Source organism: Paraburkholderia sp. RL17-368-BIF-A (assembly GCF_046054045.1).
Lineage (GTDB): Bacteria > Pseudomonadota > Gammaproteobacteria > Burkholderiales > Burkholderiaceae > Paraburkholderia > Paraburkholderia graminis.
The window spans coordinates 55386-70829 of the sequence record NZ_JARESN010000019.1 but is presented as its reverse complement, the minus strand read 5'-3'; the positions used below and the strand labels follow the sequence as shown (position 1 = coordinate 70829).

Genomic DNA, 15444 nt, shown 5'->3' with positions numbered 1-15444 from the left:
ATTCAACTATTCGGCCAAGGTCTCAAATCACACAGCGCGCCGCGCGATTGCGTAACGCGCGAATCGCGCTGTACGCGGTCAACGCAGATGTTTTCGGGTTGTCGGGCAACGGCTTGCCGCACATTTCCAGCGACATCTCGCCGAACGCGCCGCGCGCGAGAATCCTATGCACGTTGCGCGTCACATTCGGATCGGCGATCAGGCGAACGGTCGTGTGATCGAGACCGAGACCAGCGAGCGCAATCGTCGCGGCAACGTTGGCGTTCTTCGGATAGAGACGCGCCGCTTCGCGCGCGCTGCCTTCGAAGATCACCTGCTCGACTTTCAACGCGTTCAGATCGCAGACCTGTTCCGCGGGCGTGCCGAGCCAGCCGGTCGGCGGCTTGCGGCCCGTGTACAACACTTCGTCGAGGCCGCCGAGCTTCGCCGCGGCCAATGCATCCACGCCGCCGATTGCGCCCGAGAGCAACGTCAGCGTTGCGTCGCCTTCGTCGGCTGCTGCGGACAACGCATCGAGCAACGTCATATCGGATAACGCACCGATCGACGCGACCGCGCAATCCGTGCCGGCCTTCAGCAGCGGCACAACGTGATCGACCAGTGCGCTGTGTCCCGCGCATTCCAACGCGAAATGCGGGCGGCTGCTCAATGCGGACACTGAAGCCACTACGTCCACCGTCGAGCCGACCACTTCGCGCACCGAAGCCATATGACGCTCCGGCACGATCACGTGCGACACGCGCACCGTCGGGTCAGCGGCGACCGAGCGGTACACCGCCTGGCCGATCGCGCCGAAGCCGATCATCGCGACGTCGACGGGAGCGTGGTGCCCCGCGTAGCCCGCATCACGCATGTTCCGGCTCCTCTTTCTTGACCGGCGGCCCGGCGAACGCGGTGGCGAACGAGCCGACCGACAGCATGTCCACCTCGACCAATACCGGACCGGTCTTCGCCATGCCTTCGCGAATGATCGCGTCGGCTTCATCGAGCGATTTGATGCGGTAGTGCGTGAGCTTCAGGCTTTCGCAGAACTGCGCGAAGTCCGGCTGATGCAGATCGACATAGCAGCGGCGGCCGCCGTATTGCGCGTCCTGAATGTTGCGGATCACGCCGTAGCATTGATCGTTCATCAACACGATCATCACGTTGGCGTTTTCCTGCACGGCCGTCGCGAGTTCGCCGACGTTGACCATCAGGCCGCCGTCGCCGACGAGGCACACGGTTTTTGCAGCGCTACCTGCAAGCGCCGCGCCGATGCCCATCTGCATCCCCTGGCCGATGCCGCCGCCGAGTGCATGCACGCCCGCGCGCGGCGAGAAAATCTTCAGCATGCGGTTGCCCCACGTGCTGTTCGAGATCGTGACGTCGCGCACCCAGTTGTAGTCGCGGCCCACCGCTGACTGCAACGCGTCGACGAGACGCTTGTACGGACCGAGACCCTTGCCTACATCGGCGACTGCGCTTTCGCGCGCCGCGGCCAGATCCGGTCCGAATGAAGGATCGACCTTCACGCGTCCTTCGAGCAGCGTCGCGAGTTCTTCGAGCACCGCCGATGCATCGCCGTGAACGAACATCTCGTTGCGATAGCCGCGGTTATCGGCGAGCGCGTCGGCGTCGATGCGATACAGCGGTTGCGGCAATGCGAGCTTGTACTTGAGCGTTTCATTGCCGCGCAGACGCGAACCGACGACGACCAACGCATCGCAAGTCTTATAGAAACTTTCGACGGCCGGATGCACGTTAAACGCGCCCAGCGTCGCGGGATGATCTTCGGGCAACACGCCGCGGCCCTGCACGCTCGTCACGACGCCGAAGCCAAGCGTGACCAGACGCTCGACGGCATGCGTCGCATGACGCGCGCCGCCACCGAGCCACAACAGCGGACGCTTTGCATTCGCCAGTTGTTCGGCCAATTGCGCGACGCGCTCGCTGCAATGCGTGAGCGTGGTGATATGCGGCGCGGCCATGTCGGCGGGCCATTCGATTTCGGCGGCCTGAATGTCGATGGGAATCTCGACGCTCACCGGACCGCTCGGCGCGGTTTGCGCAACGCGCACGGCTTCGCGGATGGTCGGCAGCGCGGTCTCCACCGAACGCACGCGATACGCGGCCTTCGAGATGGACTGGAGCATCGACAGTTGATCCGGCGCTTCGTGGATGTACGCGAGATCGCGGTCGAGATATTCGGTTTCGATCTGGCCGGTCACATGCAGCAGCGCGGTGCCTGCGGTCAGTGCTTCGACCATCGCGCCCGCTGCATTGCCTGCCGCCGTGCCGGTGCTCGTGAAGGCCACACCGAGTCCGCCCGATACGCGCGCAAGACCGTCGGCCATATTCACAGCGCCCGCTTCGCCGCGCGCGCCGACATAGCGAATCTTGCCGCGGTTGTGGATCGCGTCGAGGATCGGCATGTTGTGGATCGAGATCACGCCGAACGCGGTTTTTACGCCGCACTGCTCGAGAAAAGCGGCGATCAGTTCGCCAACGGTGGTTGTGTTAGACATGTCGTGCAACGCCTCCAGAAACATCGATGTGACTGCCCGTCGTATAGGACGACAGCGTCGTAGCCAGATAAAAGAGCGCTTGAGCGGCTTCTTCGGGTTTGCCGAAGCGGCCTAGCGGAATGTTTTTCTTGCGCGCGAGTTCGGCGGTCCAGTCGTCCCAGCTCTGGCCCGGCTGCGCTTCTTTTGCATAGCGTCGGCGCCATTGCCCCGATTCGACGATGCCGATCAGAATCGAATTGACGCGCACACGCTGCGGCGCGAGTTCCACCGCGAGCGACTTGATGAGGTTCTGCACGCCCGCACGCGCCGACGAAGTCGCGACCATATGCGGCTCCGGTTGCAGCGCGAGCAGCGAATTCACGCAGACCACGGCCGCGTTGCCCGCGCCGCCGTTGGCTGCATCGCGCAGCATCGGCAGAAAGGCGCGCGTGGGGCGAATCACGCTGAAGTATTTGAGGTCGAGTTCTTCGCGCCATGCTTCGTCGCTTGTATCGGCGAAGGTCGACACGCGGCCCTGGCCCGCGTTGTTGATCAGCATGTCCGTGCGGCCGAAGCGTGCTTGCACCGCTTGTGCAAACCCGTTGACGTCGTCGGCATTCAGCACGTCGCAGCGGCGCGCGAGCAATTGCGCCGCGGGAAACTGCGCGTTCAAGGCGGCCTCGGCTTGCGCGAGACGTTCGGTATCGCGGCCGCAGATGGCAACCGATGCGCCCGCTTTCAAAAACAGTTCGGCGCACGCGAGACCGATGCCGGACGAGCCGCCCGTCACCACCGCTACTTGCCCGCTGAGATCGATTTGAATCATTTGAGTCCCAATGCCTTCATGTATTTGCTGCCCGCATTCGAACCGTTGCCCGGCCGGTAATTGAGCCGCTGCGAAAGCTCGTCGGCTGCGCGGCGCACTTTGTCGACCAGACCGCTGTCCAGCAGCGACGCGTCGATCTCCTGGCGCGGAATCGTCGTCGTGATCACGGCGACGATGCGCCCCGTGTCATTGCGCACCGGCGCGCTGACAACCGAAATGCCGCGCTCGAACGACGACTCGCTGATCGCGAAACCGCGCCGCGCGTCGTCGCGAATCCGTTCGTAGAGGTCGTCCACCGTCGCGGGTGTCTGTCGGGTGAAACGTTCAAGTTCCGGCTCGGGATAAAGCTTTTTCAACTCGTCGAGCGTCATGTCGCCCATCAGGACCTGACCGTGCGTCGTTGCATATGCGGGCAGGCGCGTGCCGACGTTGACCTTCACCGAACTGAAAATCGGCGCGTGGCTTTGTGCTTTTGCGACGAAAACAACATCACGTCCATCGCGAATCACGATGTGCGCGGTGAGACCCGTTTCGTCGCGCAAGGCTTCGATGATCGGCAAGCCGAGGTCGGTCAATTCCAGCGAACTCAGATATTCGAAGCCGAGGCGCAACACGGCGACGCCGAGTCGATAGTTGCGGTCTTTATCCGCGCGTTCGAGAAAGCCGAGCGATTCCAGCGTTTGCAGCAAGCGGAAAACTGTCGTGCGAGGAATCTTCAGGCGTCGCGACAATTCCGGCGCGCCAAGAACCGGCTCGCGCGGCGAGAACTCCGTGAGAATCTTCAAGCCGCGTTCCAGACCGGGCACGCGGTAACTGCTATCGCTGTTGCTATCGCTGCTGTCGTTGCGGTCTTCTTCCGCGTCGCGCTCGTTGAGGGTGTCGGGCGTCATTCATTGGCTCCGTTGTCCGACGCTTGCGCGGCAGAACGTGTCGATGATCGCGGTGTACGCGGCGCTTGCTTCGATATAGCCGGCGTGCCCCGCGCGTGGCACGACTTGCAGTTGGGTGTCCGCGGCGAGCGCGAGTCGCTCGCAGGCCGCGGGTGTCGCAATCGTGTCGTCCGCGCCGACCGCGATGTGCAGCCGGCCGTTATAGCGGCCCTTCAAGTGCGCGAGGTCGCCGGCGAGGTCCGCGTTGGCGAGCAGATGCGTGGCCTGCGCGTAGCCGTGCGGAATCACACGCGACATATTCCAGCGCACCCATGCACGCGCTTCGTCGCTTGCATGCGCGGACAACATATTGGCGCTGCGTTTTTCCGCGAGACCTTGCGGGCCGAGTTCGTTGAGCATCGCGAGCCGTTGATCGCGCTTCGTCTCGCGCACTTCCGCGGAAGCCGCGCCGTAGCCGCCGGCCGGCGACAACAGCAACAGACCCGCCACACGCTGCGGATGCATCGCGGCAAACGAACCGGCGATGATCGCGCCGAGCGAATGACCAACCAGCACGCAACGTTCGATGCCGAGCTTTTCCAGCCATTCATAAAGCACGTTTGCGTAGTCGGTGGCTGCGGGAGAAGCGGCGGGAACCGCCGTCGATTCGCCATAACCCGGCGCGTCCCACGCCAGCACGCGACGGCTCGCGCTCAATGCCTCGAACTGCTGCACCCACGAAGCCGCGCCCGAGCCGATACCGTGCAACAACACGAGCGGCAATGCATCGCTCGTCTCGCATGCTTCGCGATAACTCAGCACGCGCTGCGATGCCAGTTCGACCTGCCGCGCAGGAAAGCGCGCAACGCGTGCTTCGAGCGTGGCGTGTGAAGCTGCGGCGGTAGCGGACGGGACTGCGGACATGATTTCCTTCGTGGACGTTTTGACGAAAAGCGCTTAGCGCTTGAGCGCGGCGAGCGGCGAATCCGGCGGATACGTCGGCGTAATCGGCTTCGGCGAACCGAGCATCACGCACATCAGCGCGTCTTCTTCGCCGATGTTGATCTCCGTGCGATACACGCCCGGCGGCACCGAAATGAGATCGCGCTCGCCGAGCACGGCTTCCCACGTTTCGCCGTCTTTCTCGCAGATCACTTTCATCTTGCCGCGCAGCACGAAGAAAATTTCTTCGACATCCATATGAATATGGCTCGGGCCGATGTTGCCGGCCGGAATCACCATCGTCGAAAACGTGAAGCCGCCTGCGGGCACTGTGTTCGAATCTTTGGCGACGCCTGTGCCGCCCGTGCCGACGTAGCGCATTTGCGCACGGCGATACTTCGGGTCGAAGTCGGCCTGGAATTTCAGCGCGTCCCAGTCGTAGCGACGCGTTTCAAAGCGCGCGACGCGGCTGTCGAGCCACTGCGCAAAGCTCGCGTCCGCGGGTTGGTCCCACGATTTGCGTTCGATATCGGCGTCCGCCATCTCTTTCTCCTTTCGATTCGACAAGATCAATTCATCACGAAGCCGCCGTTCACCGGCAGCAACTGGCCGGTCACGAAGCGCGCGGCATCGGACAAGAGGAACAGCACCGGCCCGGTCACGTCGTCGGGCACTTGCGCACGCGTCAGCGCACGGCCTTGCAGGTAATACTGATGACGCTCGGCGGGCACATACGCGGTCGCCTCGACTTCGGTGAGGCCGGGCGCAATCGCGTTGACGGTCACCTGATGCGCGCCGAATTCGCGTGCGAGCGAGCGCGTCATCGAGATCACGGCGCCCTTGCTCGCCACGTACGCGAGCAACTTGGGCGCGCCCCACATCGCCGTATCCGACGCAATGTTCACGATGCTGCCGCGGCCCGAGTCACGCAGATAAGGCAACGCGGCGGCGCTCATCAACCAGGTGCCGCGCACGTTCACATTCATTACGGCATCCCAGGTATCGACGGAAAGCTCGTCGGCAAACTTGCCGCCCGAGTTCGTGATGGCCGCGTTGTTGATCAGCGCGTCGATGCCGCCGAGTTGCGTCGCCGCCTGGTCGGCGAATTGCGCGATGCTTTCGGGGTTGGCGAGATCGAGCGGAAGGTACGTCGCCGCATGGCCTTCGCCAGCAAGCGATGCCGCCAGCGCGCGTCCTTCGTCGTGCAGCACATCGCCGAATACGACTTGAGCGCCGGCTTGCACCAAGGCCCGCACGAACGCCGCGCCGAGACCGCGCGCGCCGCCCGTCACGAGGACGCGCCGGCCGTTGAGCATCGCGGACGCGTCGTTATGCATGGTTCTGGCCCGCTGCTTCGGTTTGGGCGGCTTGCGCCTGATGCGCTTCCAGCGCAGCAAAATCCTGTTGCGCGCGCTGACGCAACATGCGCCGCACACGCGTCATGCCCACATCGTGCTGATAGAGAAACTCATGCTCGCGCGCATTCGGCGCCATGCTTTCGAGCACATAGCGGTCTTGCTCGAGCACGGCCCAATGCAGACCTTCCAGGCGATTGCGATACATGAAGCGCCACGCGTCGCGCTGCCAGCCCTGCACCTTGCGGGTCCGCCAGAAATAAACCTGGCAATTGTTTTCGTCGACGGGAACCGCGAAGCCGATGATCCCGAAGTTGCCGCCGGGGCCGAACTTCTTCTTGTACGGAATCGCAAGGCGCATCCACAGGCAACCGGTTTCGCCGAGTTCGACCCAGTCGAAGTTCACGTCGCGCTGGCCGACCTTTTCGAACATCAAACCGGTTTCGGTTTTGCGCACGCGCATGTCGGCCTGCTTGTCGCCTTCGGCCATCGAGTGCGAAGTCGCGTGCAAATAGGCGCCGTGCATCGGGTCCATCACGTTGTCGATCGCGTACTGGTAATTGCACTTCCAGTTCGACATGCAGAGGAAGCTCGCGTATTCGTCGCCGACGAGTTCTTCCGGCAATTGCAGCGGAGCGGGTTCCTTGTGGGCGTCGTCGCCGAACCAGAGGAAGATCGCGCCCGCGTGTTCTTCGGCGGGATACGACTTCACGCACTTCTGGCCTTCGAGCGGACAGTTCGACACGGCCGGCACTTTAGTGACCGTACCGCCGCCGTTGACCTCGATCCCGTGATACCAGCACGCGACGCTGCCGCCGAGGTTCCAGCCGAGCGACAGGCGCGCGCCGCGATGCGGGCAGCGGTCTTCGAGCGCGTGGACTTTGCCTTCCTTGTCGCGCCACAGCACGATCTGATCGCCAAGGCGCGTGATGCCGATGGGCGCATCGCCGACTTGCCAGCTCGGCGCGACGGGATACCAGTAGTTGCGCAGACCGCGGTCCAGATACGACTGGATGGGATCGGCTGCGGGTTGACTTGTAGCGGGGGACGTCATGAAGAGACTCCGGATGCGAATGCGGACGCAGTGAGCGTGGTCGAAAGAGCGCGCTTATTCGGCGAGCAGACGAAATTCGGCGGCGAGGCGTTCGGCGTTCCACGCATTGCCTTCCGGCGTGCGAAAGCCAATGCCATTCAAACCGTCGACGACTTCCTGCAACTCCACCGCGCCGGCTTCGAAAACTTTTTCGAGTGCATCGCCGAAGTCGTTTTCGTATTGCGTCGGCTCGGCCTTGCGCGTTTGCCAGATGAAGTTTTCCGTCTCGCCCGGCTTCTCGATCACGCCCTTGCCGGCGACGTTGTTCGGCTGCGGCGCGAGCCACGGCTTCAGGAAGGGATTGAAGTTCACGGCTACTTCTCGCATGTCATTCCACCTTGATCTGGATTTCTTCACCGGCGAGGCGCACCGAATACGTCTTCAGGTCGCGGCCACCGGGCTCTTTCAGGCACTTGCCCGTCGGAATGTGAAACACGGCTTCGTGCAGCGGGCATTCGACCGTGTCGCCGTCGATAAAGCCCTGCGTCAGCAGCGCGTATGCATGAGGACAGACGTTTTCGAGCGCATAGAGCGCATCGCCCACCTTGTAGATGCCGATTTCCGTGCCGTCGAGCTTGAACTCGAGCGGCGCGTCGTCGGACAGGTCGCCGGCATGGCCGGCGCAGCGCCATTGTTCAGTCATTTCTCGCCTTCTCCTGAAGCCATATGTTCCATACAAGGAACATCAGTTCGTGTATGGATAATTATAGGAGTGACTCTAGCCGCGACAAATAAAAATCTCAAGCGTTAGGGGAAAACACTGGCGGTCACTGACCACGCCCGGCATTGCTCCGACCGGCACACACGGCCACAACGCTTTGCCGGCGCGGTTTCGGCCGTAAAACCAGCGCATCCGACGAAGCCCAGACTCGGGTTTCTACGGACACCGAAAATTTATTTTGACCACTTTCGAAGTCACTATACTTTCCATAGGCGATACACACGCCCATAGGTGGAACATAAAGCGCGGCAGATTTGGCGGCTCGACCAAAGCTGCATCAACCCAAAAAGCAAGCGATCAGGGACGACGAAACTGGCCCGAGCCACGCGTCGTGTGATCAGGAGAACCAACGGTGAAGCACATCATTGCAGCCGGTTTGACGGCAATCTGCGTAACGACAGGCGCATGGGCGCAGAGCAGCGTGACGCTGTACGGCAGCCTGGATGCCGGCATCGCGTACATCAGCAACGTGGGCGGCCACGCGAAGTGGATCGAGGAACAGGGCAACATGCAGCCCGACCGCTGGGGCCTGAAAGGCGTCGAAGATCTCGGCGGCGGGCTCAAGACGATCTTTCAGTTGGAGAACGGCTTTTACACGAACACCGGCGCGTTCGCGAAGGCGGGCACGCTGTTCAATCGGCAGGCGTTCGTGGGTTTGAGTTCGGACAAGATCGGCACGCTGACTTTCGGCCATCAGACGCCGTTCAGCTTCGACGTGCTGGGTCCGCTCAGCACGGCCTATCTCGCGGCGAGCTGGTATGCGTTCCATCCGGGCAATATCGACGAGCTTGCCGACACAGGCGTCGTGCCGTTCGACAACTCGGTGAAGTTTCGCTCGGCCACATTCAACGGCTTCAGCGTCGGCGCGATGATGGGTCTGGGCAACACGACGAACTTCTCGACCGGCAAGACGCTGAGCTTTGCGCTTAGCTATGCGAACGGTCCGTTCAAGGCCGGCGCGGCGTATGCGAACGAGCACAACCGCACGCCGTCGATCGTCACCACGGGCATCACCAGTTTCCAGGGCGTGCCCGCCGCCAGCTACAGCGCGGACAAGGTGCAAAACATGGGCGCGGGCGCGTCGTACCAGTTCGGCAAGCTGCTCGTGCACGGTCTTTACACGCGAGTGAAACTGGAGTCGGCCGGGCACTCGGACACCTATCAGAGCTACGACGTCGGCGCGAATTATCAGTTCACGCCGTTCAACAGCGTGTCGGGCGGCGCCGCGACTACCACGCTCGCCGGGCACCGCTGGACGCAGTTCGAGATCGGCGACATCTACGCGTTGTCGAAATCGACGCAACTGTATGTGAATGCGCTCTACGAGCGTGCGGGTTCGAATACCGACGCTGCGTTCTTCACTGCGGGCGTGTCGAGTGGCCGCAACCAGACGATCATTCTGACGGGCATCCACCACTCGTTCTGAGCGGAAGATCGGAATCTCGAAGCCTCCGAACTAGCTCGCCGTGACCGGTTTGCGGCGAGCCTGCGACGCGGTAGGGTCGTCCGCGCGCGGACGATAGCCCAGCCGCTCCGACAATTCGAGCGCGGCCTGGCACACGGCGCTAATGAGCGGCTCGCGCTCCTCGCTCTCGCCGAGATCGGAACGCGGAATCGTGACCGTCAACGCGGCGGCGATCTTGCCGCTCTGGTCGCGCACCGGGGCGCTCACTACTGAAATGCCCCGCTCGAACGACGCCTCGCTCAGCGCATAGCCGAGCGCCGCGCTTTCGCGCACTCGTCCGTACAGTTCTTCGACAGTCGCGGGCGTGCGTTCGGTGAATCGTTCAAGCTGCGGCTCGGGATATAGCTGACGCAGTTCGTCGAAAGTGAGATCGCCCATCAGCACCTGGCCATGCACCGTCGCATGCGCGGGCAGACGCGTGCCGACGTGCACCTTCACCGAACTGAACATGGGCTCATGAGTTTGCGCTTTGCCGACGAACACCACGTCGCGCTGATCGCGAATCAGCAGATGCGAACTCAAACCGGTGACGTCGCGCAGACGTTCGAGAATCGGCGTGCCGACGTCGGTCAATTCGAGCGAGTTGAGATATTCGAAACCGAGCCGCAGCACCGCGACGCTCAGCCGGAAATAACGGTCGCCGTTGACGCGTTCGAGAAAGCCGAGCGCCTCGAGCGTCTGCAACAGACGGAAGGTTGTGGTGCGCGGAATGCCGATGCGCCTGGACAATTCGGGAGCGCCGAGCACAGGTTCGCGCGCGCTGAATTCGGCGAGGATACGCAGGCCGCGCTCGAGGCCCGGCACGAGATAAGTCGAGCCACCGGCGCTGTCTTCGTCCACGCCGCTTTCCTGCGCCGAAGGCATGACATCGTCCTGCGAAACCGGCGCTGCCGCAGCGCGGGGCCTGGTCTGCTTGCGTGCCGCTCCTGTCTGCTCTTCTTTTGCCATCTTGGCTGCCGTTTTTCTGCTGTTCATCGAGGTCAGATCAGCATGATAGCGTCTTTGCGGTGCTATGCTTTGATGCGGTCCGCTGCGCGAGGCCTCGTAGCCGCGCCTTCGTTCCGCTCAAGCGTCCGGAGACTACGCTCATGCCTAATTCCGTGCAGATTCAGGTTGCCGATTCGCATCTCTATCCTGGCTGCGCGGTGCACATCGCGCACTTACCGGAGCCGGCGCGAGCGGCCGCCGCGATCGTCGAATTCGCGGACGGCTCGGGCGCTCATGCCACCTGTCATCTGCGGGCGCACGACGAACTCGAACTGACCGTCGACGGTTACGCGACCCAACAGCGCCATCCGGTCAATTCAAGGCATTGGCTGCTGTTCGCCGTCGATGCAACGCACAACAGTTGGCGCGTGAAGCGCCGCTTGCCTTAGTTGCCGCTTAGTTGCCGCTTAGCTGCAAACCCCCGCCGCACCATCAGCACGATCGTAGCTTTCGCCGGCGTCTTGCGCGCCGCCCCGAGCCGCATTTGACGCTCGTCACGCCCACCTGGGAACCGACCGATGACAGACCACGACTCCTCGCCGCCGAACTCCAATAGCGCCGACAGCGCCGATCACCCCGCCAACGTCGCGGACGACCCTCTCAATCCCGAGCGCCGCCGTGTACTGACGGGCCTCGCCGCCGTCGGCATCGGGCTCGCGCTGAGCGGCTGCAAGACCGAAGAGATGGCGAGCGCCGCCGGCCCGCGCAGCGCGGCGGATATACGGCTCGATGCCGCACTGCGCGACCAGGTCAAACAGATCGTGGTGATCTACGCGGAGAACCGCAGTTTCGCCAATCTCTACGGCAATTTTCCAGGCATCCAGCATCCACTCGACGCCGTCGCCGCCGAGCGCTATCTGCAACTCGACCGCGACGGCAAGACGCCGTTGCCGCGCCTGCCGGCCATCTGGGGCGGCCTCGTTCCGCAAGCCCAGGAAGTGGACGGCAAGCGCTACATGATCGGCCAGAAGGACCTCGGCAATCTGCGCAACGGGCCTTTTCATCTCACCGACGCGCAAGGCGCGCCGCTGCCCACAGGTGTGATCACGCGCGACCTCGTGCATCGCTTCTATCAGAACCAGATGCAGATCAACGCGGGGCGCAACAACCAGTTCGCCGCGTGGGGCGATTCGGGCGGCCTCGTCATGGGCCATTACCGCAATTCCGCCGATACCCTCAAGCTCTGGAGTCTCGCGCAGCAATACACGCTGTGCGATAACTTCTTCATGGCCGCGTTCGGCGGCTCGTGGCTGAACCACATCTTTCTGATTTCGGCGCAGGCGCCGTTCTATCCGGACATCCATAACAGCCCGGCGAAGAAAATGGTGTCGGTGGTCGAAGGCGACGATCCGACCGGCGTGCGGCTGAAGCCCGCGCCCGACTCGCCGGCATCGGCATTGGACGGTCCGCCGAAATACGTCAACGACGGCGCTTTCACCGCCGACGGCTACGCGGTCAACACCATGGCGCCGCCGTATCAGCCGAGCAACGTGCGCCCGGCGGAAGGCGGCGACCCGGCATTCGCGGACGCGTCGAATCCGCGCGTGCTGCCGCCGCAGCATTACGCGACGATCGGCGACCGTCTCTCGGACAAAGGCGTGGATTGGGCGTGGTACAGCGGCGCGTGGCAATACGCGCTGGAGCATCAGGACACGGGCGCGGTGCCCGACTTCCAGTATCACCATCAGCCGTTCAACTACTTTGCCAACTACGCGCCGGGCACGGCGGCGCGGCGCAAATATCTCCGCGATGCGGGCCTCGGCAGCGAGCCGTCGACGAACCGTCTGATCGCGGACATCGACGCGGGGCGTCTGCCCGCCGTCACGTTCTATAAGCCGCAAGGCGATCTGAATATGCACGCCGGTTACGCGGACGTCGAGTCGGGCGACCGGCACATCGCGCGCGTCATCGAGCATATTCAGCGCGGTCCGCAGTGGGCCAATACGGTCGTAATCGTCACCGTCGATGAAAACGGCGGCTGGTGGGACCCGGTCGCGCCGCCGAAGGGAGACCGGTGGGGGCCGGGCTCGCGGATTCCCGCGCTGGTGATTTCGCCGCTTGCCAGAAAGGGCTACGTCGATCACACCGTGTACGACACGAACTCGATTCTTCGGCTGATCAGCCGCGTGCACGGACTCGCGCCGCTCGATAGCGTCGTTGCGCGCGATCGCGCGTTCGCCCGTAACGGCCTTGTGCCGCCTGGCGATTTGACGGCGCCGCTGGACCTCGCGTGAGCTCGTCGAAGGACGCGCGCGCGAGCTGCGCGTTCGTGTCGCAGGCGGGCGTTTGCGCGTCCATCCAGGCGTGTTTCCGCGCGGGCTTCGGCGTCGCTTTTTAACGCCGAAACTCATAGCTTCGCCTTGAATAACCGGTGCCGCGACATAGACTGTTAAAGCAATTCTTGGCACTTTGCACGGAACTGATATGCGCCTGACTATCCTTATCAACGGTTCCGATCCCACCGTCAGTCACGACTACGCTGTTCTATGGCTCGACACCGACCAGCACCGGTGGTCGAGGGAAGCGCATCAAGGGATCGATCTGCCCCCGTGGGGCGAACTGCACGACGAAGACGGCGTGACGACACTGTGCGCGCCGAGCAACGACGCGCCGCTTTGCACGCTGCGCGGCTTGCATGTCGACCGAAAGCAGCGTGTGAGCGCGGCGCAAGGCGACGCCGCCTGGACCGCGATGCACAATCGCGCACCGACGAGCGGCTTCTGGCGTTTGCAAGCGGTCGATCGTCAAGACGTGCACGCTGAAAATAGCGTGTTCGGCAATTAATTCCCGCAGCTCTTTCTGCTCGGTCGAAATTCCACGCGCGGGTCGTTGAGGCTCGCGCGTGGAATTTTTTGTTCACGTGTCGGCGCGAAGTGAGCATGAGGTGAGCGCGATATGAGTGCGAGCGCACCAAACGCGTTTCCGCGACGCATGCCCTTAAGCCGGCCTTAAGTTTGCGTGCGTAGAGTTGGAAATCCACGCATTCGGGTCGCTGCAAGGCGGCCCATTTTTTTTGCCCGCGCGAATCGCATTGCATCGCCTCATGCGTGCGCGCGACGCTATACTTTGCGCCCCTTACCTCTCCACCGTTCGACACATGAAGAAGTGGTTCGCCTGTCTGCTCGTCGCGTTTGCCGCTCACGCGAATGCAGCGCCTTCCTGTACCCAGTTCACACCGAATGCGCAATGGCCCGTTCTGACGAATCAGAAGATGGCGCCCAAAGCGCGCATGCTTTGCTATAGCGATTTCGCCGTCATGCATTCCGGTATCACGCATGGTCCGTTGTGGTCCGCGGAACATCTGACGCGCGACCATATCGAAGCCGCGAAAGACATGGTGCGCACCAACAAGTTCTTCGAAGACGCGCGCTTGCCCGACGGCGAAGGCGCGACGCTCGCCGACTACAAGCGCAGCGGCTTCGACCGCGGGCATATGAGCCCCGCGGGCAATCGCTGGAATCGGGACGCGATGGCACAATCGTTTTCGCTTGCCAACGTGGTGCCGCAAAATCGCGAGAACAATCAGCGCTTGTGGGCGCGCATCGAAACGTCGGTGCGTAAAATCGCGATGGCGTATGACGACACTTACGTCGTGACAGGCCCGATGTTCAGCGGACAGCAGTTGCAGACTATCGGCTCCTCGCGCGTGTTCGTGCCGACGCAGTTGTTCAAGGTGGTCTATGTGCCTTCGCGGCAACTCGCGTTCGCGGTCGTGGTCGACAATGTATCCACGAACCGTTATGACATCAGGACGATTCACGAACTCGAGGCAGTATCGGGCATCCGCTTTCCGGGCATTCCGGAGAACCTCAAAGATCAGCGACCGGGAGGACTCAAAGGTGTTTAAACCCTATTCGAACGACGACGACGTGCTCAACATCCAGGGCGACGCCATGACCGTGAGCAACGGCACGACGCGCGTCGTACTCAACGGCACGCTCGAACTCACGCAAGATCAGCGCGGGCTGAAGGCCGCGCTCGCATTGAAGCAGGCGGTGGATGCGATCGTGGCGGCGTTGCAGGCGCAGCCGGCGCTGCCCGCGAAAGTGAAAGAGGAACCAGACGCGAAGCCGGGCGTCGTCGATAACCCGTTTCAGTAACGTCTAAAGCGCAGCGTAGTCGCATGCCGATATGTTTCCGCGACTGCGCCGCAGTTACTTTTTGTCACCAGAGCATCGTCAACTGCTGTCTTCCGGACTGCGTTAAACCGGCAGCGCTGAACAATTCAGCCGCGATCAGGAATCCAAACAGGAATCCACCGGTTCAACAAGGAGTCAAAACCATGAAGACGCTTTTCGCCGCTCTCGCTTCCGCTCTGCTCGTGTCGACCGCTTTCGCTCAAACGGCGGCACCCGCAGCGTCTCAATCCGCGCAGCCCGCGCAAACGCAGCCCGCCGGCCAGGCGAATCTGAAGGCAAGCACCGCCGTGCAAACCGGCGCGTCGGACGACAGCGCGGCCACGGCCAAAGCGCCTTCGGCAACGACCGCGAAGTCGCATGTGAAGACGTCCTCGAAGCACGTCACGAAGAAGCATAAAGCCGTGAAGAAGACGCCGGCCGATTCGAGCGCTGCGAAAGCGAAAACGAAAACGGACGGCACGCAGCAGACCAGCACCGCGCCGGTGAACGCCGACGGCGCAAAGACCGGCACGACCAAAACGCAATAACACGTGTACGGTTTCGGCGCGCACCGGCCACGCATGT

Annotated in this window: 18 protein-coding genes; 7 read left to right on the top strand and 11 right to left on the bottom strand. The window is 62.8% G+C overall.

Features of this window, described 5'->3' with window-relative positions:
- Positions 1-22 precede the first annotated feature (22 nt).
- From P0D87_RS26460 to P0D87_RS26415, 10 genes are read right to left on the bottom strand one after another with little or no spacing between them, the layout of a single operon-like run.
- Positions 23-853 (bottom strand): aspartate dehydrogenase, encoded by an 831-nt coding sequence (locus tag P0D87_RS26460; RefSeq protein WP_053859788.1) that lies wholly within the window; start codon positions 851-853, stop codon positions 23-25.
- Entirely contained in the window at positions 846-2504 is a 1659-nt protein-coding gene (locus P0D87_RS26455; protein WP_053859787.1) for a thiamine pyrophosphate-binding protein, read from the bottom strand. The genes P0D87_RS26460 and P0D87_RS26455 overlap by 8 nt, the downstream gene beginning before the upstream one ends.
- A complete protein-coding gene (locus tag P0D87_RS26450; protein WP_053859786.1) occupies positions 2497-3309 on the bottom strand; it encodes an SDR family oxidoreductase in 813 nt (270 codons plus the stop codon). Before P0D87_RS26450 ends, P0D87_RS26455 begins: the two co-directional genes overlap by 8 nt.
- Positions 3306-4199 carry an IclR family transcriptional regulator gene (locus P0D87_RS26445; protein WP_053859785.1) on the bottom strand — a complete coding sequence of 298 codons (894 nt, stop codon included), beginning with the start codon at positions 4197-4199 and terminating at the stop codon, positions 3306-3308. Before P0D87_RS26445 ends, P0D87_RS26450 begins: the two co-directional genes overlap by 4 nt.
- Positions 4200-5102 (bottom strand): alpha/beta fold hydrolase, encoded by a 903-nt coding sequence (locus P0D87_RS26440; protein ID WP_053859784.1) that lies wholly within the window; start codon positions 5100-5102, stop codon positions 4200-4202.
- Between the two features lie 33 nt (positions 5103-5135).
- Entirely contained in the window at positions 5136-5663 is a 528-nt protein-coding gene (locus P0D87_RS26435) for a cupin domain-containing protein (RefSeq protein WP_053859783.1), read from the bottom strand.
- A gap of 26 nt (positions 5664-5689) precedes the next feature.
- Positions 5690-6457, bottom strand: coding sequence for an SDR family oxidoreductase (locus P0D87_RS26430; RefSeq protein WP_053859782.1), 768 nt, complete (start codon positions 6455-6457; stop codon positions 5690-5692).
- Positions 6450-7529, bottom strand: coding sequence for an aromatic ring-hydroxylating dioxygenase subunit alpha (locus tag P0D87_RS26425; RefSeq protein ID WP_029967233.1), 1080 nt, complete (start codon positions 7527-7529; stop codon positions 6450-6452). Before P0D87_RS26425 ends, P0D87_RS26430 begins: the two co-directional genes overlap by 8 nt.
- Before the next feature lie 54 nt (positions 7530-7583).
- A complete protein-coding gene (locus P0D87_RS26420) occupies positions 7584-7895 on the bottom strand; it encodes a recombinase-like helix-turn-helix domain-containing protein (RefSeq protein WP_006047380.1) in 312 nt (103 codons plus the stop codon).
- Position 7896: 1 nt separating this feature from the next.
- Positions 7897-8211, bottom strand: a complete 315-nt coding sequence (locus P0D87_RS26415) for a non-heme iron oxygenase ferredoxin subunit (RefSeq protein ID WP_006047381.1) — start codon at positions 8209-8211, stop codon at positions 7897-7899.
- Between the two features lie 430 nt (positions 8212-8641).
- On the opposite strand from P0D87_RS26415, the gene P0D87_RS26410 reads away from it, so the two are divergent.
- On the top strand, positions 8642-9715 hold the full coding sequence (locus P0D87_RS26410) for a porin (RefSeq protein WP_006047382.1): 1074 nt from the start codon (positions 8642-8644) through the stop codon (positions 9713-9715).
- Between the two features lie 30 nt (positions 9716-9745).
- On the opposite strand, the gene P0D87_RS26405 is transcribed toward P0D87_RS26410, so the two are convergent.
- Complete coding sequence (locus tag P0D87_RS26405) at positions 9746-10702, bottom strand: IclR family transcriptional regulator (RefSeq protein ID WP_053859781.1); 957 nt, start codon at positions 10700-10702, stop codon at positions 9746-9748.
- Positions 10703-10842: 140 nt separating this feature from the next.
- Here P0D87_RS26405 and P0D87_RS26400 point away from each other — a divergent pair, with 140 nt between their 5' ends.
- From P0D87_RS26400 to P0D87_RS26375, 6 genes are all read left to right on the top strand, one after another.
- Positions 10843-11130, top strand: a complete 288-nt coding sequence (locus tag P0D87_RS26400) for a hypothetical protein (RefSeq protein ID WP_006047384.1) — start codon at positions 10843-10845, stop codon at positions 11128-11130.
- A 129-nt stretch (positions 11131-11259) separates the two neighbouring features.
- Positions 11260-12975: an acid phosphatase gene (locus tag P0D87_RS26395; RefSeq protein ID WP_053859780.1), complete on the top strand. Its 1716-nt coding sequence runs from the start codon at positions 11260-11262 to the stop codon at positions 12973-12975.
- Between the two features lie 190 nt (positions 12976-13165).
- Positions 13166-13525, top strand: coding sequence for a DUF3564 domain-containing protein (locus P0D87_RS26390; RefSeq protein WP_006047386.1), 360 nt, complete (start codon positions 13166-13168; stop codon positions 13523-13525).
- 313 nt (positions 13526-13838) lie between these two features.
- A complete protein-coding gene (locus P0D87_RS26385) occupies positions 13839-14588 on the top strand; it encodes a DNA/RNA non-specific endonuclease (RefSeq protein WP_053859779.1) in 750 nt (249 codons plus the stop codon).
- On the top strand, positions 14581-14841 hold the full coding sequence (locus P0D87_RS26380; RefSeq protein ID WP_006047427.1) for a hypothetical protein: 261 nt from the start codon (positions 14581-14583) through the stop codon (positions 14839-14841). The genes P0D87_RS26385 and P0D87_RS26380 overlap by 8 nt, the downstream gene beginning before the upstream one ends.
- A 182-nt stretch (positions 14842-15023) precedes the next feature.
- A complete protein-coding gene (locus P0D87_RS26375) occupies positions 15024-15407 on the top strand; it encodes a hypothetical protein (protein WP_029967247.1) in 384 nt (127 codons plus the stop codon).
- The last annotated feature ends 37 nt before the right edge of the window (positions 15408-15444 follow it).